Source organism: Rhodoferax sp. U11-2br, from assembly GCF_018619435.1.
In the GTDB taxonomy this organism is placed as follows: domain Bacteria; phylum Pseudomonadota; class Gammaproteobacteria; order Burkholderiales; family Burkholderiaceae_C; genus Rhodoferax.
In genome coordinates this window covers 13,583-29,176 of sequence record NZ_JAHFZF010000004.1, presented here as the reverse complement: position 1 = coordinate 29,176, position 15,594 = coordinate 13,583, and the positions used below count along the sequence as shown (strand labels likewise).

At 59.0% G+C, this 15,594-nt stretch carries 20 protein-coding genes and 1 tRNA gene; 2 read left to right on the top strand and 19 right to left on the bottom strand.

All coding sequences use genetic code 11. The features are described 5' to 3' along the window. Window positions 1-11 precede the first annotated feature (11 nt). Together secA and KKO72_RS03730 are read right to left on the bottom strand one after the other, a co-directional pair. Window positions 12-2,756, bottom strand: a complete 2,745-nt coding sequence (gene secA / locus KKO72_RS03735) for a preprotein translocase subunit SecA (RefSeq protein WP_214935595.1) — start codon at window positions 2,754-2,756, stop codon at window positions 12-14. A 168-nt stretch (window positions 2,757-2,924) separates the two neighbouring features. Beyond that, on the bottom strand, window positions 2,925-3,911 hold the full coding sequence (locus KKO72_RS03730) for a M23 family metallopeptidase (RefSeq protein WP_214935593.1): 987 nt from the start codon (window positions 3,909-3,911) through the stop codon (window positions 2,925-2,927). A gap of 20 nt (window positions 3,912-3,931) precedes the next feature. Here KKO72_RS03730 and KKO72_RS03725 point away from each other — a divergent pair, with 20 nt between their 5' ends. Further along, entirely contained in the window at window positions 3,932-4,240 is a 309-nt protein-coding gene (locus tag KKO72_RS03725) for a hypothetical protein (RefSeq protein ID WP_078364150.1), read from the top strand. A gap of 45 nt (window positions 4,241-4,285) precedes the next feature. Here the strand turns inward: KKO72_RS03725 and KKO72_RS03720 are convergent, their stop codons facing one another. From KKO72_RS03720 to KKO72_RS03675, 10 genes are all read right to left on the bottom strand, one after another. Further along, window positions 4,286-4,552: a hypothetical protein gene (locus KKO72_RS03720; protein ID WP_143541616.1), complete on the bottom strand. Its 267-nt coding sequence runs from the start codon at window positions 4,550-4,552 to the stop codon at window positions 4,286-4,288. A gap of 155 nt (window positions 4,553-4,707) precedes the next feature. Then, window positions 4,708-4,783: transfer RNA gene (locus KKO72_RS03715), tRNA-Thr, on the bottom strand. Between the two features lie 41 nt (window positions 4,784-4,824). Further along, window positions 4,825-5,232 (bottom strand): ClpXP protease specificity-enhancing factor, encoded by a 408-nt coding sequence (locus tag KKO72_RS03710; RefSeq protein ID WP_214935591.1) that lies wholly within the window; start codon window positions 5,230-5,232, stop codon window positions 4,825-4,827. 7 nt (window positions 5,233-5,239) lie between these two features. Then, window positions 5,240-5,851, bottom strand: a complete 612-nt coding sequence (locus tag KKO72_RS03705; protein WP_078364154.1) for a glutathione S-transferase N-terminal domain-containing protein — start codon at window positions 5,849-5,851, stop codon at window positions 5,240-5,242. Window positions 5,852-5,952: 101 nt separating this feature from the next. Next, entirely contained in the window at window positions 5,953-6,708 is a 756-nt protein-coding gene (locus tag KKO72_RS03700) for a cytochrome c1 (RefSeq protein WP_371736817.1), read from the bottom strand. Between the two features lie 32 nt (window positions 6,709-6,740). After that, a complete protein-coding gene (locus tag KKO72_RS03695) occupies window positions 6,741-8,141 on the bottom strand; it encodes a cytochrome bc complex cytochrome b subunit (RefSeq protein WP_214935587.1) in 1,401 nt (466 codons plus the stop codon). Between the two features lie 11 nt (window positions 8,142-8,152). Then, complete coding sequence (petA, locus tag KKO72_RS03690) at window positions 8,153-8,767, bottom strand: ubiquinol-cytochrome c reductase iron-sulfur subunit (RefSeq protein WP_214935585.1); 615 nt, start codon at window positions 8,765-8,767, stop codon at window positions 8,153-8,155. 96 nt (window positions 8,768-8,863) lie between these two features. Further along, window positions 8,864-9,940 (bottom strand): 4-hydroxythreonine-4-phosphate dehydrogenase PdxA, encoded by a 1,077-nt coding sequence (gene pdxA / locus KKO72_RS03685; protein ID WP_251140432.1) that lies wholly within the window; start codon window positions 9,938-9,940, stop codon window positions 8,864-8,866. A 9-nt stretch (window positions 9,941-9,949) separates the two neighbouring features. Continuing rightward, window positions 9,950-10,708 carry a Nif3-like dinuclear metal center hexameric protein gene (locus KKO72_RS03680; protein WP_214935583.1) on the bottom strand — a complete coding sequence of 253 codons (759 nt, stop codon included), beginning with the start codon at window positions 10,706-10,708 and terminating at the stop codon, window positions 9,950-9,952. A gap of 51 nt (window positions 10,709-10,759) precedes the next feature. Next, complete coding sequence (locus KKO72_RS03675) at window positions 10,760-11,131, bottom strand: hypothetical protein (protein ID WP_214935581.1); 372 nt, start codon at window positions 11,129-11,131, stop codon at window positions 10,760-10,762. Between the two features lie 66 nt (window positions 11,132-11,197). Here KKO72_RS03675 and KKO72_RS03670 point away from each other — a divergent pair, with 66 nt between their 5' ends. Continuing rightward, complete coding sequence (locus tag KKO72_RS03670; RefSeq protein ID WP_214935579.1) at window positions 11,198-12,337, top strand: S1C family serine protease; 1,140 nt, start codon at window positions 11,198-11,200, stop codon at window positions 12,335-12,337. Between the two features lie 22 nt (window positions 12,338-12,359). On the opposite strand, the gene tatC is transcribed toward KKO72_RS03670, so the two are convergent. From tatC to hisI, 7 genes are all read right to left on the bottom strand, one after another. Beyond that, entirely contained in the window at window positions 12,360-13,157 is a 798-nt protein-coding gene (gene tatC / locus KKO72_RS03665; protein WP_214935577.1) for a twin-arginine translocase subunit TatC, read from the bottom strand. Next, window positions 13,157-13,624: a Sec-independent protein translocase protein TatB gene (gene tatB, locus KKO72_RS03660; protein ID WP_214935575.1), complete on the bottom strand. Its 468-nt coding sequence runs from the start codon at window positions 13,622-13,624 to the stop codon at window positions 13,157-13,159. The genes tatC and tatB overlap by 1 nt, the downstream gene beginning before the upstream one ends. 30 nt (window positions 13,625-13,654) lie before the next feature. Further along, complete coding sequence (gene tatA, locus KKO72_RS03655; protein WP_214935573.1) at window positions 13,655-13,888, bottom strand: Sec-independent protein translocase subunit TatA; 234 nt, start codon at window positions 13,886-13,888, stop codon at window positions 13,655-13,657. A 68-nt stretch (window positions 13,889-13,956) separates the two neighbouring features. Continuing rightward, window positions 13,957-14,319 carry a histidine triad nucleotide-binding protein gene (locus tag KKO72_RS03650; RefSeq protein WP_214935874.1) on the bottom strand — a complete coding sequence of 121 codons (363 nt, stop codon included), beginning with the start codon at window positions 14,317-14,319 and terminating at the stop codon, window positions 13,957-13,959. Window positions 14,320-14,327: 8 nt separating this feature from the next. Then, window positions 14,328-14,741 (bottom strand): hypothetical protein, encoded by a 414-nt coding sequence (locus tag KKO72_RS03645; RefSeq protein WP_078364166.1) that lies wholly within the window; start codon window positions 14,739-14,741, stop codon window positions 14,328-14,330. Next, window positions 14,738-15,130 (bottom strand): phosphoribosyl-ATP diphosphatase, encoded by a 393-nt coding sequence (locus tag KKO72_RS03640; RefSeq protein ID WP_214935571.1) that lies wholly within the window; start codon window positions 15,128-15,130, stop codon window positions 14,738-14,740. Before KKO72_RS03640 ends, KKO72_RS03645 begins: the two co-directional genes overlap by 4 nt. A 5-nt stretch (window positions 15,131-15,135) precedes the next feature. Beyond that, entirely contained in the window at window positions 15,136-15,525 is a 390-nt protein-coding gene (hisI, locus tag KKO72_RS03635; protein WP_078364167.1) for a phosphoribosyl-AMP cyclohydrolase, read from the bottom strand. Window positions 15,526-15,594 lie beyond the last annotated feature (69 nt).

The window sequence follows — 15,594 nt, the reverse complement described above, 5'->3', positions numbered from 1 at the left end:
GTGAGTAGCGATCAGCTCAGCTTGCCGTGGCACTGCTTGTATTTTTTGCCACTGCCGCAGGGGCAGGGGTCGTTACGACCGACACGTGGCACCTCTTGCGCCACGGTGGCAGCGTCGACCGTGGTTTCGACCTCGCCGGTCTCAGAAGGGGCGCTGTAGGTGACGTTGCTGACACGCTCGGCCCGGTCTTCCATGGCGGCGGCGGCTTGTGCGGCTTCTTCTTGCGACTGCACACGCACCGTCATCAACATTTTGGTGACTTCGTTCTTGACCGAGTCGAGCATCTGGCCAAACAGCTCAAAGGCTTCGCGCTTGTACTCCTGCTTAGGCTGCTTCTGGGCGTAACCACGCAGGTGGATGCCCTGGCGCAGGTAGTCGAGTGAACTCAGGTGGTCGCGCCAGTTGCTGTCGATGGTTTGCAACAGCACCATGCGTTCGAACTGGGTGAAGTTCTCGTTACCCACCAATTCAACCTTGGCAGCGAACAGCTGGTTGACGTGGGCCTTGACGGTGTCGACCAAGTCGTGGTCGGTGATGGCGCTGGCGGCGTTGACCTGATCTCGCAGCGGCAGGCTGATTTGCCATTCGTCTTGCAAAGCTTTTTCGAGTGCCGCCAAGTCCCATTGTTCTTCCACTGACTCGGCGGGCACAAACTGGCGCACGATGTCTTCAAAACAGCCTTCACGCAGGCCCTGGATCTGGGCCGACAGGTCAGAAGCATCGAGAATTTCATTGCGCTGCTGGTAGATCACCTTACGCTGGTCGTTGGCGACGTCGTCGTACTCGAGCAACTGTTTGCGCATGTCGAAGTTGCGGGCTTCAACCTTGCGCTGGGCGCTTTCGATGCTGCGGGTAACCATACTGGCTTCAATCGCCTCACCCTCGGGCATCTTGAGGCGGTCCATGATGGCCTTGACGCGGTCACCGGCAAAGATGCGCATCAACGCGTCGTCCAGGCTCAGGTAAAAGCGTGAGGAGCCCGGGTCACCCTGGCGGCCAGAACGACCACGCAGCTGGTTGTCGATGCGGCGTGACTCGTGGCGTTCGGTGGCGATGATGCGCAGGCCACCGAGTTGGGTGACCAGCTCGTGGTCTTTGGTCCACTGGTCGCGGATGGCCTGGATCTGTTGCTGCTTTTGAGCGGCATCCAGGGTCTCGTCGGCCTCAATCGCTTCGATGGTTTTGCTGACATTGCCCCCCAGCACGATGTCGGTCCCGCGACCGGCCATGTTGGTGGCGATGGTGATCATCTTGGGCCGACCGGCCTGCGCCACGATGTCGGCCTCGCGCGCATGCTGTTTGGCGTTGAGCACCTGGTGCGGCAGTTTTTCCTTGTCCAGCAGGTTGGAGATCAGCTCGGAGTTCTCGATCGAGGTGGTGCCCACCAGCACAGGCTGGCCACGCTCGTAACACTCGCGGATGTCCTTGATGGCGGCGTTGTATTTTTCCTCGGTGGTTTTGTAGACGCGATCCAGCTGGTCATCGCGGCGGCTGGGTTTATTGGGGGGCATCACCACGGTTTCCAGGCCGTAGATTTCCTGGAACTCGTAGGCTTCGGTGTCGGCCGTGCCGGTCATACCCGCCAGCTTGCTGTAGAGACGGAAGTAGTTCTGGAAGGTGATCGAGGCCATGGTCTGGTTTTCCGGCTGGATCGCCACACCTTCCTTGGCTTCGACGGCCTGGTGCAGGCCTTCGCTCCAGCGCCGGCCGGTCATCAGGCGGCCGGTGAACTCGTCCACGATGACCACCTCACCACCCTGCACCACGTAGTGCTGGTCGCGGAAGTACAGGTGCTGCGCGCGCAGTGCGGCGTACAGGTGATGCATCAGGGTGATGTTGGCCGGGTCGTAGAGGCTGGCGCCTTCGGGCAACATGCCCAGCTCGAACAGGATGCGTTCGGCGTTTTCGTGGCCACGCTCGGTCAGGAACACCTGGCGGCTTTTTTCGTCGAGGGTGAAGTCACCTGGTTTGGTGATGCCCTCGCCGGTGCGCGGGTCGGCTTCACCTTCCTGCTTCTCGAGCTGCGGCACGATGCGTTTGATGGCCTGGTACAGGTTGGTCTGGTCTTCAGACTGGCCGCTGATGATCAGTGGGGTACGCGCTTCGTCGATCAGGATCGAGTCCACTTCGTCGACGATGGCGTAGTTCAGCCCGCGCTGCACGCGGTCGGCCGCTTCGTACACCATGTTGTCGCGCAGGTAGTCAAAACCGTATTCGTTGTTGGTGCCGTAGGTGATGTCGGCGCGGTAAGCGGCCTGTTTGTCCGGGCGCTGCATGTTGGGCAGGTTGATGCCCACACTCAGGCCCAGGAAGTTGTAGAGCCGCCCCATCCATTGGGCGTCACGGTTGGCCAGGTAGTCATTGACGGTGACCACGTGGACACCGTTGCCAGTCAAGGCATTGAGGTACACCGGCAGCGTGGCGGTCAGGGTCTTGCCCTCGCCGGTGCCCATTTCGGAAATCTTGCCTTCGTGCAAGGACATGCCGCCGAGTAACTGCACATCAAAGTGGCGCATCTTCATGACACGTTTGGAGCCCTCACGCACCACGGCAAAGGCTTCGGGCAACAGGCTGTCGAGTGACTCGCCCTGGCTGATGCGTTGTTTGAATTCCTCGGTCTTGGCGCGCAAAGCCTCATCGGTGAGTTGCTCGTAGCCGGCTTCCAGCGCATTGATCTTGCTGACCGTGTGGCGGTATTTCTTGAGCAGGCGGTCATTGCGACTGCCGAAAATTTTGGTGAGGAAATTGGTGGCCATGAATGCGGTGCGCAACTTGTCCACCAATCACGGCAAACAGACACGCAGTCCTTTATTACGATCTAACTGAAATGGGGCTAAGCAACGCTGTCACAAGCTCGATGAACGGCAAATTTTGACAACAAGGTGGGCAATTTTAGCTGCCTGACAAGGGCCCACCCTAAACCCTCATTTGGGGGAGGCGCTTGCCGCCACAGCGGCTGGTCGGGCCGCTGCCTGGCCCGCGGCAGCCACCGTGGTTGCGGGTGCTTGCGGGTGGACAGCCAGGAACTTTTGTGGGTCTTGCACCACCCCTTGCACCCACACCTCAAAGTGCAGATGGGCGCCGGTGGAGCGACCACTGGTGCCCACCTCCGCAATTTTCTGCCCGCGTTTGATCAGGTCCCCTTTTTTGACCCATGTCCTGGAAGCATGGGCATAACGCGTGATCAAACCACCGCCATGGTCAATTTCCACCATGTTGCCGTACTCCGGGTGGTACTCCTGTGTCACCACCACCCCGCCTGCTGCGGCAAGAATCGGTGTACCCACCGGCGCCGAATAGTCCTGCCCGGTGTGTAGGGCAGAGCGCCCACTGAAAGGGTCAAGCCGCCAGCCAAAACCGGAACCCATGTCACTCACCGTCACCGGCTTCTGGGTGGGGGTCATCATGCGTTTCATCTTGAGGTCAAACAGCTGCGACTCCAGCGCCGTCAAGGCGCTGCTGCGCTGGGTGGCCAATTCCTCAAAACCGACCATGGCGGATTGCACCTCTTCCATACTCAACGCGCGTGGCGCCACCAGGGGCCCACCCGAACCTGTGACCGCTTTGGTAGCGGGCACCGGCAAACCGGCCAGGCCCGAGACACGTTCACCCAGCGACTCCAGCTGCTGCAGTTTGGCCTGCATTTCACCGAGTTGACGCGCCATGAGGTCCAGGTTTTCACGCAGGAAGCGGTCTCGCTGGGCAAAATCATCTTTGGTCACGAGCTTGACCAGGGAGCTCACCACCGGCCAGCCCTCACGCGCGCCCTTGATGATCACCCAGTGGTAAACCCCCAGGGTGGTTAACATCAAGCCGATCACGATGGCTGCCACCACCGCGACCAGTCGCCCTCCCGTCAAGTTGACAACCCGTGACTTGGCCAGTCGGGCATCCGTGATGATCAATTGCATCTGTTACTCCATCCAAGCGCATGAACGTTCGCAGCCAACATCAATTTACCCTGCTTCAGGCCAGCGAAAACAACCCGGGTTTGGCCAAATTGATGGCCCAACAGAAGGCATCGCTGTCTCGCCTGCGGGCCATCGAGATGCTGATCCCGGCACCTCTGCGCCCATTTGTCAAAAGTGGGCCGTTCGAGGACGGTGCCTGGTGCCTGATGTTGTCCAACAACACAACCGCTGCCAAATTGCGCCAACTGTTGCCCACGTTCGAAGAAAAGCTGCGAGCCACCGGTTTGGAAGTGACGTCGATCCGGCTCAAGGTGAGCCGCCAACCTTAACCCGTTCCCGGCAGCCAAAGGTGGCGATTTTGGCACGCTGGCAGATCAGCGCAACTGATCCAAGACATCCAAAGACGAGGATGGCGCGAGCAGCTGGCCCAGCCACCAGAACAACACCACAAAAAACCCAGTCATCAGCACCAGCGCCACAAAGCGGATCAGCCACTTTTTGCCACCGTGGATCAGCTGGCGTCGCGGTGTGAAGCGCATCCCATTGGCCTGGCACGGCCTGCAGATGTATTCACCATAACGGTTCTTGTGGCAGTCTCTGCGTCTGACGGTGGTGCCGCAGACCGAACATTTTTTCAACACGTCACCCAGTTCCAACGAGTAATCTTGTGGGCCTGCGCCATACATTCGGGCACCGGCTTTGAGACTACCGGCCCGGTTTGAGCGGCAAACAGCTGATGCACGCATCAAAAAAAACCCCCAGGTATCGCTACTTGGAGGTTTTTAGAGGTGTTTGGTGGTGCCGATTATCGGATTCGAACTGATGACCTACCGCTTACAAGGCGGTTGCTCTACCAACTGAGCTAAATCGGCACGGGGCATAGTTTACACGAGCAGGCGACCCGCTCCGCTGGCTATTTGATACGTTTGAGCGTGGGGCGTGGGCTGCTGGTCGGCTTGGGCGCCTCAGGCTCTGGGCTTGGCTCAGGACGGCTGATTTGCGGGAAGGCCATGCCTTGGCCGTTTTCGCGCGCAAAAATGGCGATCACCTGATCCACCGGCACCATGATGTCCCTGGCCACGCCAGAAAAGCGGGCCTTGAACACGATGTAGTCGTTGCCAAGCTGCAAACCCGTGGTGGCTGTCAAACCCACGTTGAGCACAATTTCACCGTCCTTGACGTACTCCAGTGGCACCTGCACCGAGTGATCCACAGAAACGGTGATGTGTGGCGTGTAGCCGTTGTCACAACACCATTCGTGGATGGCACGGATCAGATAGGGACGGGTCGAGGTGGACTCGGTTTCGTTCTTCTCGCTCATCGGCTACCTATTTGCGCATCACTTTTTCAGATGGTGTCAATGCCTCGATGTAGGCGGGACGCGAAAAAATGCGCTCCGCATATTTCAGCAAAGGTGCCGCGTTCTTGCTCAGCTCAATGCCGTAGTAGTCCAGGCGCCACAACAGGGGCGCAATGGCCACGTCGAGCATGGAGAAACCATCACCCAGCATGAACTTGTTCTTCAGGAACACCGGGGCCAGTTGGGTCAGTCGATCACGGATGTGGGCGCGCGCCTTTTCCAGGGCCTTTTCGTTGGCCTTGGCAGTGCGCGACTCCAGCGTTGACACATGGGTGAACAACTCTTTTTCGAAGTTCAGCAGGAACAGCCGAACCCGGGCACGGTCAACCGGATCGCCCGGCATCAGCTGTGGATGTGGAAAACGCTCGTCAATGTATTCATTGATGATGTTGGACTCGTACAGGATCAGGTCACGTTCGACCAGAATCGGCACTTGCCCGTAGGGGTTCATGACACTGATGTCTTCGGGCTTGTTGTAGAGATCAACGTCACGGATCTCAAAATCCATGCCTTTTTCAAACAGGACAAAACGGCAACGGTGAGAGTAAGGGCAGGTTGTTCCTGAATAAAGCACCATCATGGTGAAGGCTCCTAAAAAATAAAAAGAGCGGGGTGCAAAAAGCAGCCCCACTCTGAACCGTCAAGGTCGCCTGGATAAGCGACCTGGCAAATGTGGACGGGCTACTTGATGTCTTTCCAGAAAGACTTGTTCAAACGCCAGGTGACCACCGTCAACCCAGCCAGGAAGATCAAGACCCAGATGCCCAGCGTCTTGCGGGTGGATTGCACAGGTTCACCCATCCACTGCAGGTAGTTGACGAGGTCACCCACCGTCTGATCGTACTGCTCCGTGGTCAATGTGCCTGGCGTGACCTGTTCGAAGCCCTTGAATACATGGGTTTTCTGCCCATGCTCTTCAACTTCCTCGAATACGGCCTTGCGGTCACCCTGCAGCTCCCACAGGACATGAGGCATGCCTACATTGGGGAACACCAAGTTGTTCCACCCGGTCTGGCTGGCGCCATCACGGTAAAAACCACGTAGGTAGGTGTAGAGGTAGTCAGCACCTGTGCCGTTGGCACCAGCGCGTGAACGGGCGATCACACTCAGGTCAGGCGGGTTGTTGCCAAACCAGGCCTTGCCTTCTTTCATGGAGATCACCGACTTCATGGTGTCACCCACCTTGGCATCGGTCAGCACCAGTTCACTCTTGATCTGATCCAGGGTAAAGCCGAGGTCCTGCAAGCGGTTGTAGCGCACGTATTCAGCGCCGTGGCAGTTCAGGCAATACGCCACAAAGGTCTTGGCACCGTTCTGCAAAGAGGTCTTATCGGATATATTGCCTGGCGCTTTGTCCCAGGCCGGTCCCGCCGTATTGGCAAACACCGACATAGACAGACCCGACACCAGAGACAAACCCAGGGCGACTTTTTTGATGAAACTCGTTTTCATTGTGAAAATTCTCCGGGTCAGTGAGGCTTGTAAACAACGCGACTCGGCACCGGCTTAAAGGCTCCCATGCGGCTCCACCAAGGCATCAACAAGAAGAAACCAAAATAAAACAGCGTACCGGCTTGTGACACACGGTTAGCGATGTCAGACGGCGGCTGGATACCCAGGTAGCCCAGCACCAGGAAGTCGATCACAAACACGGCATACAGGTACTTGTGCCAAGTGGGACGATAACGGATGGACTTGACTTGGCTGTTGTCCAGCCAGGGCAGGAAGAACAGGATCACCACACCACCACCCATGGCGACCACACCCCAGAACTTGGCTTCGATCAACAGCATCAAGGCCACGATCACCACGGCACCCACCGCAATCACGCCCTTGAACAGGGTCGGCATCTTGACCTTGACCACAGCCAACACGGCGGCCAGCACGGTCACCGCCATCAGCACGTACATCAACTCGGATGTCACGGCACGCAGCATCGAGTAAAACGGTGTGAAGTACCAGACTGGCGCAATGTGAGCCGGTGTCACATAAGGATTGGCCGGGATGAAATTGTTGTACTCCAGGAAGTACCCACCCATTTCAGGCGCAAAGAAAATGATGGCCGAGAACACAAACAGGAACACACTGACACCAAAGATGTCATGCACCGTGTAGTACGGATGAAACGGGATGCCATCGCGCGGGATACCGTTTTCGTCTTTGTTGGCCTTGATTTCCACACCATCGGGGTTGTTCGAGCCGACTTCATGCAGCGCGATGATGTGCGCCACAACCAGGCCCAGCAACACCAGGGGCACTGCAATCACGTGGAAACTGAAGAAGCGGTTCAGCGTGGCATCACCCACCACAAAATCACCACGGATCAGCAGCGCCAGATCCGGTCCGACGAAAGGAATGGCAGAGAACAGGTTCACGATCACCTGCGCACCCCAGTAGCTCATCTGGCCCCAGGGCAACAGGTAGCCCATGAAAGCTTCGGCCATCAGCGCCAGGAAAATACCGCAGCCGAACAGCCAGACCAATTCACGCGGTTTGCGGTAACTGCCGTACAGCAAACCACGGAACATGTGCAAATAGACCATCAGGAAGAAGGCCGAAGCACCGGTAGAGTGCATGTAACGGATCAGCCAGCCCCAGGGCACATCACGCATGATGTATTCCACCGAAGCAAACGCCAGCGCAGCGTCCGGCTTGTAGTGCATCACCAGGAAAATGCCGGTGACGATCTGAATCACCAACACCAGCAGCGACAGGGAACCAAAGATGTACCAGACGTTGAAGTTCTTCGGCGCGTAGTACTCACTCATGTGCTCTTTGAAGAGCTTGGACAAGGGAAACCGGTTGTCCACCCAGTTCAGCGCCTTGGCGGACAAAGGCGCGTTCGGGGAAATTTCGTGGAAATCTGCCATGTCAATGATCCTCAGGCTTTCTTGTCGTCACCGATCAGCAACTTGCTGTCTGACAGGTACATGTGGGGAGGAATTTCAAGATTGTCGGGTGCCGGTTTGTTCTTGAACACCCGACCCGCCAAGTCAAAGGTTGAGCCATGGCATGGGCACAAAAACCCACCCTGCCAGTCATCCGGCAAAGAAGCTTGTGGACCTGCCTGAAACTTGTCCGACGGAGAGCAGCCCAGATGGGTGCAGATACCAATGGTCACCAGGTATTCGGGTTTGATCGAACGGGTGGCGTTACGTGCATACGCAGGCGCCTGCTCATCGGGCTTGCGGGTGGATGCAGGATCAACCAGTTGATCGTCCAGTTTGGGCAACGCAGCCAGCATCTCGGGTGTGCGACGCACAATCCAGACCGGCTTGCCACGCCATTCCACCGTCATTTTTTCGCCCGGTTTCAAGGCTGAAATATCAGCCTCTACCGCTGCGCCAGCGGCCTTGGCTCGCTCCGAGGGTTGAAACGACGCCACAAAAGGCGCCACAACGGCAGCTGTGCCAAGCGCGCCCACTGCGCTGGAAGCAATCAGCCACGTTCGTTTTTCGGCGTCGACCAAACCGTTTTTAACAACAGATTCACTCATGGGCATCCTCAATGATAAAAACCACACCAAATCAAAGGGTAGGATTGTAGCTGAGCCACCCTTTGCTCAGGCGCCGCCAGCAGGCGGCATTCAGCCTTATCCGCCGCTTTCAAGCCGCAAACACCCCAGCAACTGCGCCATACGCACCGCCTCGATCAGGCTCGATGCATCGGCGAGCCCAGTGCCTGCCAGGTCAAAAGCAGTGCCGTGGTCCGGGCTGGTGCGCACCAGTGGCAAACCCAGGGTCACATTGACGCCTTTGTCCACGCCCAGATATTTCACAGGAATCAGGCCCTGATCGTGGTACATCGCCAACACCACGTCGAATTCACCGTCCCGCCCGGCCTGGGCGCGTGCACGCATGAAGATCGTGTCCGGGGCCTGCGGGTCGCTAGCGTTGACGCCCTGCAGACGCGCCGCAGCCACGGCCGGGGCGATGATGGTCTGCTCTTCGGTGCCAAACAGCCCGCCCTCACCCGCATGCGGATTCAGAGCTGCCACACCAATCCGAGGGGCACGCCCCAAAATCGGCAGCAGCGCATGGTGGGTGATCAGCAGACTTTGCAACACGTTGTTTAACGTCACCGCCGCCAGGGCGTCACGCAAGGACACATGGATGCTGACCAGCACCACGCGCAACTCGTCATTGGCCAACATCATGCGTACCGGGCACTGGTCAACCGACAGACCTTGGTGTTTGGCGGCCAGGGCCTGCAGCAACTCGGTGTGGCCGGGATAGGCCGCATACGGCGCCCCTGCCAGCGCCAGCGCGGCCTTGTTGAGTGGGGCCGTCACCAGGCCCGCCACCTCACCACGCAGGGCCGCATTGGCGGCCCAGACCACCGCGTCGCCCGCCATCCGACCAGCGCGGGCACTGAGCTGCCCAAAAGGTTCGGGTGGCAAGCTGCTGGCCTCTACCGGCAACACCGGCACACACCGGGGCGGGCAGGACAGCGCCTCCTCGGCATGCGACAACACCAGCACCGGCAGCACCACACCCTCACCGGCCACACAGTGGGCCGCACGGCGCAGGGTGGCCACATCACCCACGACAAAACAGCCACGGGTCTCCTGCGGCGCATCACGAAAGGCCTTGACGATGATTTCCGGGCCGATGCCAGCCGGGTCACCCTGGGTGATGGCCAGGGGCAAGTGCATGCGGGGTTCGCTCATGGGAGATTCTCAGGCAGGGTTGTCGATGTCGATGAACAGATGTTCCAGCCCATGCAGCTCCGCCACATGGCTGGCCACGGCAGGTGCGCCAAAACGCTCGGTGGCGTGGTGACCACAGGCCAGATAGGCCGCGCGACATTCGCGGGCCAGATGTGCCTGAGGCTCGGACAACTCACCGGTGATGAAGGCATCCGCCCCCGCAGCAATGGCCGCCTCAAAATAACTCTGTGCCCCGCCAGAACACCACGCTATTTTTTGAATAGCTTTTGACCCTTGATCAACAAGGGCTACAGGCCGATTTAATACAGAAGAGACGTGGTCTGCCAGCGCCTGTGCCGAGGCAAAACTCTGCCCATCTACCGGCGCGCCGAGCCAACCCAAGTCCTGCTCACCAAAACGGGCCGTGCCCACCAGCCCGAGTTTGAGGCCCAGCTGGGCGTTGTTACCCAGCTCGGGGTGCGCGTCCAGCGGCAGGTGGTAGGCCAGCAGGTTGATGTCGTGCGCCAGCAGCAAGGCCAGACGTTGTTTCATCCAGCCGGTGACACAGCCGTTCTGGCCACGCCAGAACAAACCGTGGTGCACCAGGATGGTGTCGGCCTGGGCGGCAATGGCGGCCTCGATCAGCGCCCGACTGGCGGTCACGCCCGACACAATTTTGCGGACCTGGGCACAGCCTTCAACCTGCAAACCATTGGGGCCGTAGTCGCGAAACCGCTCAGGTTGGAGCAAGGCATCCAATGTGCCCAGAAGGTCGGTACGGTGAATCATGACAAAAACCAGGGGAGATGATGCGCACAATGATAAGCCCGTGCGCCTGCGCTAAGGCAGTTGCTCAGAAGGTGATTCGGGCTCCAGCTCTGCATCACAGTCACAACCGACCCCTGCAGCCACCCAACGCTTGGCCACGCGGCCCAAACCGACCGCCAGCAGAGACGTGCTCGGCTGCAGCCAGGGTGGCAAGCGCGCTGCCAGCACCTCTTGCGGCGCGGTGATGGCATCACACCGGTACAGACTGGTCTCGGCCTGCCAGCGCAGGGCACGACACGGTCCCTGGCGCTGACCCGACAGCAACACCCCGAGTGGACAGGGCGCCAGCAGGCAACACACCCCACAGCCGTTACAAGGCGCACCCAGCGCGGGCTTGGCAGGGGCATCGGCAAAAATAAGGACGTGTTGTGTCGGGGCGGGCATTGAATTGGAAGGCAAAACCTACAATTTGATTCCATCACAAAAGCGGGCTGCGCCCCAGAAAATTCTATGAAACGTCTTTGGTTGTTGTTTTCACAAACGGTCACCGTCTTGTTGGCCGCTTATTTTGTGGTGGGCACCCTCAAACCAGGGTGGCTGCCATCGCGCGGTGTGAGTTCGGCGGTGGCGGTGCTGGAGGCACCCGAACCCAGCGCCGGGGTGGTGCCTGCGGGCAGCTTCCGGCTGGCAGCGCAGAAAGCCTCCTCGGCGGTGGTGAGCATCAACATCAGCAAAAATGCCCGGCCCAACCCTCAGAATAACGACCCCTGGTTCAGATTCTTCTTTGGTGAACAGCAGGACCAGGCGCAGATGGGCCTGGGCAGCGGTGTCATTGTCAGCGCCGACGGGTACATCCTGACCAACAACCATGTGGTCGAGGGTGCCGATGAGATCGAGGTGTTCCTCAACGACAGCCGCAAGGCGCGCGCCAAGGTGATTGGCACCGACCCGGACTCCGACCTGGCGGTGCTGAAGATCGACCTGGATCGGCTGCCGGTGATTGTGCTGGGCAATGCCAGCACCCTGCAGGTGGGTGACCAGGTGTTGGCCATCGGCAACCCGTTTGGCGTCGGGCAAACCGTGACCAGCGGCATTGTCAGCGCGCTGGGACGCAACCAGCTGGGCATCAACACCTTCGAGAACTTCATCCAGACCGATGCTGCCATCAACCCCGGCAACTCGGGCGGCGCGCTGGTGGACACCAACGGCAACCTGCTGGGCATCAACACCGCCATTTATTCGCGCTCTGGCGGCAGCATGGGTATCGGGTTTGCCATTCCGGTGTCCACCGCCAAGATGGTGCTGGAAGGCATCGTGAAAGACGGTCAGGTCACGCGAGGCTGGATTGGTGTGGAACCCAACGAACTCAACGCCGAACTGGCGCAGACCTTTGGCGTCAAGGCCGATCATGGGGTGATCATCACCGGCGTGCTGCAAAACGGCCCTGCAGCCCAGGGTGGCATGAAACCCGGCGACGTGGTGACCCGCGTGGCCAACCAGGACGTGCACAACGTGGCAGAGATGTTGTCCCTCGTGGCGGCCTTGAAACCCGGTCAGGCAGAGTCTTTTGAGGTTCAGCGGGCCGACGGCCGGGTCACCCTCAACATCGCACCGGGTGTTCGCCCCAAACCGCGCCAGCGTGTGCAGTGAGATCTGCAGGCAGAAGCAAGACTCAGGATGACGACGTGCTGGTCTTGGCCTCGTCGTCGGGCGCCTTGGTGTGTTTGATGAACACCTGCGCCGCGATGATGCCGATCTCGTAGAGTGCCACCATCGGGATCGCCAAAGCCAGTTGTGACACCACGTCGGGCGGTGTCACGATGGCGGCAATGATGAACGCCAACACCACAAAATAGCCGCGAAACTCCTTGAGTTTCTCGATGCTGAAGATGCCCATGCGTGCCAGCACCACCACCACCACCGGCACCTCAAAAGCCATGCCGAAAGCCAGAAACATCGACAGCACAAAACTCAAATAAGCTTCAATGTCAGGTGACGCGGTGATGCTCTTGGGGGAAAAACTCTGGATGAAGGCAAACACCCGGCCAAAGACAAAAAAGTAGCAAAACGCCACACCCAGGAAAAACAGCACGGTGCTCGACACCACCAGTGGCAACACCAGCTTTTTCTCGTGGGAATACAGGCCAGGCGCGACAAATGCCCAGATCTGGTAGAGCACCACCGGCAAAGCAATCAGCAGCGCCGCCATCATCATCACCTTGAGCGGCACCATGAAGGGTGAAATGACCGAGGTGGCAATCAGTCTCGAGCCCTCTGGCATATGGGCCACCAAGGGCGCCGCCAGCAGGTCATACAGAGCACTGGGGCCGGGGTAGATGGCCAGCGCCGCAGCAACCACCACAATGGCAATCACAGCCTTGACCAAGCGGTCACGCAACTCAATCAGATGCTGGACAAACGGTTGTTCACTACCGGCCAGTTCATCGTCTTTTTTGGGGGAATCTGCCATTACTTGAAAGAGGTCGGTCGGTAACGCGCCACGCGGGCAGCGCCCGACAAGGCCTTGGTGCGCACACCATTGCGGGCTTTGTACCAGTTGGGCACAGCGCCTTGTTTGAGGCGCCAGTTTTTCTTGGGGTGGCGGTACTCGGGTACCGGCGAATAATCGATGCCGTCGTGGGTGATGGCGGGGGTCTCACCGGTCGACTCGGCCCAAGATTTTTCAAACTCGGTGGCGTTGTCACGGAGGGTCTGGTTGACATCCTTGGCCGCATCCTCCATCGTTTCTTTCATGCGCTTGAGCTCGTCAAGCTCCATCGAGCGGTTGACCTCGGCCTTGACGTCGCTGACGTAACGCTGCGCCTTGCCCAGCAAGGTGCCCACGGTGCGGGCGACACGGGGCAGTTTTTCTGGCCCGATCACCACCAAAGCCACGGCACCAATCAGCGCCAGCTTGTCAATACCCAGGTCAATCATGCGAACCTTGCCCTAAACCGAACCAGACCATCAGGACTTTTGTTTGGCTTCCACGTCAATCGTGGTTTTGTCGGCTGCTGCGCTGTTGGCAACTTGGGCTGCGGCTTTTTCCTCTTCGGTGGTGCCGCCGTCTTTCATACCGTCCTTGAAGCCTTTGACGGCACCGCCCAGATCGCTGCCGAGGTTCTTGAGTTTCTTGGTGCCAAACACCATGACCACAATCAGCAAAACAATCAACCAGTGCCAAATTGAAAACGAACCCATCTTGATGCTCCTAACGAATGCCGAAATTTTAGACGGGCAAGTGCGACGTCTGCGGCCAAAACCGGGGATTATCCCCGTAACCACGGGCGCGGACCGCCCATGACATGAATATGCAGGTGGTGTACCTCCTGCCCGCCTTCCGCCCCAGTGTTGCAGAGCAGACGAAAGCCACCGGCCGGGTAAGGATTACAACCCTCTTGCCGCGCCAGCTTGGGCGCCAGCACCATCAAACGCCCCATCAAGGCCGCGTGTTCGTCGGTAAGGTGGGCCATGGACGGGATGTGTCGCTTGGGGATGATCAAAAAATGCACCGGTGCCGACGGATGGATGTCGTGAAAGGCGTAAAACTCCTCGTCCTGGTACACCGGCTTGGACGGAATCTGGCCTGCCACAATTTTGCAAAACAGGCAGTTCGGGTCGTGGTCAAGCATCGTCTCACTCATGCAGGGATCTCCATTGGCAAACCTTTGTTCAAAGCCATCCAACCGCTGACGATGCGATACAGGAACCAGATCGACACCGCCAGCCAGGCCAGCCAACCCGGCAGGATGAACAGCAGCCACAGGGGCGCGGTCACCGCGTACAGCAGCCCGGCGATGATCACCGTGCGGATGCGCCAGCGAAAGTGCGATGCGTGCCAGGTACCCACCGCGTCGCCACGTTTGACCAAGTCAATCACCAGCGCGATCACCAGCAGCAGCGGCCCCATTTGCGCACCAGGGATCAGCGCAGCCACCGCCACCACCAGGTGCAGGATGTAGCTGACGGTTCCCCAGGCGTTCAGGCCATTGAGGGTTTGCACGTCGAGTTCACGCGACTCGCCGCTTGGGCCGTTTGAAAAATCCTGGGTCATGCGCTTGCTCCTTGTGGCGACTGGTCAGGCGTCTTGGCCTGGCGTTGCGCCTTTTCCGTGATGCCACTGGTGCCCACACGGCGCTCCAGCTCAGCCAGCACATCGGCCGGACTCAGTCCGTAATGCGCCAGCGCCACCATGCTGTGAAACCACAGGTCGGCCACCTCGTAGACGATCTTGGCCGGGTCGCCACCGTGGTCAGCATCCTTGGCGGCCATCACCACCTCGGTGGCTTCTTCACCAATTTTTTTCAAAAAGGCGTCCGGCCCCTTGTGCAGCAGGCGCGCCACATAACTGGCCTCCGGGTCACCGCCGTGTGCGGGCAGGCGGGACTCGATCACGGCGGCCAGCGCGGCCAGGGTATCAGCGCAAGAGGGGGTGGACAACATGGCACTCATTTGTAGATGGTTTCGGGATCTTTCAAGACCGGGTCGGTCACTTTCCAGGCCCCGTTCTCATACACGCTGAAAAAACAGCTGTGCCGACCGGTGTGACAGGCAATACCGGGCGTGTGACCGGTCTGGGTGACCTTGAGCAACACCACGTCGGCGTCACAGTCGATGCGGATTTCATGCACGGTCTGCACATGGCCGGACTCTTCGCCCTTGAACCACAGCTTGTTGCGTGAGCGGCTGAAATAGACAGCCCTGCCCAGTTCGGCGGTTTTTTGCAGGGCCTCGCGGTTCATCCAGGCAAACATCAGCACGTCGCCCGTGCCCTGCTCCTGTGCGATGACCGGCACCAGGCCTTGTGCGTCCCATTGGATGGTGTCGAGATAGTTCATGGAAGAATTGTCCATGATCAGGATGACTTATAAAAAATATAGCTATCAGCCCTTATTACATAAGGGCCA

What these genes read in the sequence shown, in the direction of transcription:
- secA (WP_214935595.1), bottom strand. Translation starts at nt 2,756, where the DNA reads ATGGCCACCAATTTCCTCACCAAAATTTTCGGCAGTCGCAATGACCGC.
- KKO72_RS03730 (WP_214935593.1), bottom strand. Translation starts at nt 3,911, where the DNA reads ATGCAATTGATCATCACGGATGCCCGACTGGCCAAGTCACGGGTTGTC.
- KKO72_RS03725 (WP_078364150.1), top strand. Translation starts at nt 3,932, where the DNA reads ATGAACGTTCGCAGCCAACATCAATTTACCCTGCTTCAGGCCAGCGAA.
- KKO72_RS03710 (WP_214935591.1), bottom strand. Translation starts at nt 5,232, where the DNA reads ATGAGCGAGAAGAACGAAACCGAGTCCACCTCGACCCGTCCCTATCTG.
- KKO72_RS03705 (WP_078364154.1), bottom strand. Translation starts at nt 5,851, where the DNA reads ATGATGGTGCTTTATTCAGGAACAACCTGCCCTTACTCTCACCGTTGC.
- KKO72_RS03695 (WP_214935587.1), bottom strand. Translation starts at nt 8,141, where the DNA reads ATGGCAGATTTCCACGAAATTTCCCCGAACGCGCCTTTGTCCGCCAAG.
- petA (WP_214935585.1), bottom strand. Translation starts at nt 8,767, where the DNA reads ATGAGTGAATCTGTTGTTAAAAACGGTTTGGTCGACGCCGAAAAACGA.
- pdxA (WP_251140432.1), bottom strand. Translation starts at nt 9,940, where the DNA reads ATGAGCGAACCCCGCATGCACTTGCCCCTGGCCATCACCCAGGGTGAC.
- KKO72_RS03680 (WP_214935583.1), bottom strand. Translation starts at nt 10,708, where the DNA reads ATGATTCACCGTACCGACCTTCTGGGCACATTGGATGCCTTGCTCCAA.
- KKO72_RS03675 (WP_214935581.1), bottom strand. Translation starts at nt 11,131, where the DNA reads ATGCCCGCCCCGACACAACACGTCCTTATTTTTGCCGATGCCCCTGCC.
- KKO72_RS03670 (WP_214935579.1), top strand. Translation starts at nt 11,198, where the DNA reads ATGAAACGTCTTTGGTTGTTGTTTTCACAAACGGTCACCGTCTTGTTG.
- tatC (WP_214935577.1), bottom strand. Translation starts at nt 13,157, where the DNA reads ATGGCAGATTCCCCCAAAAAAGACGATGAACTGGCCGGTAGTGAACAA.
- tatB (WP_214935575.1), bottom strand. Translation starts at nt 13,624, where the DNA reads ATGATTGACCTGGGTATTGACAAGCTGGCGCTGATTGGTGCCGTGGCT.
- tatA (WP_214935573.1), bottom strand. Translation starts at nt 13,888, where the DNA reads ATGGGTTCGTTTTCAATTTGGCACTGGTTGATTGTTTTGCTGATTGTG.
- KKO72_RS03650 (WP_214935874.1), bottom strand. Translation starts at nt 14,319, where the DNA reads ATGCTTGACCACGACCCGAACTGCCTGTTTTGCAAAATTGTGGCAGGC.
- KKO72_RS03645 (WP_078364166.1), bottom strand. Translation starts at nt 14,741, where the DNA reads ATGACCCAGGATTTTTCAAACGGCCCAAGCGGCGAGTCGCGTGAACTC.
- KKO72_RS03640 (WP_214935571.1), bottom strand. Translation starts at nt 15,130, where the DNA reads ATGTTGTCCACCCCCTCTTGCGCTGATACCCTGGCCGCGCTGGCCGCC.
- hisI (WP_078364167.1), bottom strand. Translation starts at nt 15,525, where the DNA reads ATGAACTATCTCGACACCATCCAATGGGACGCACAAGGCCTGGTGCCG.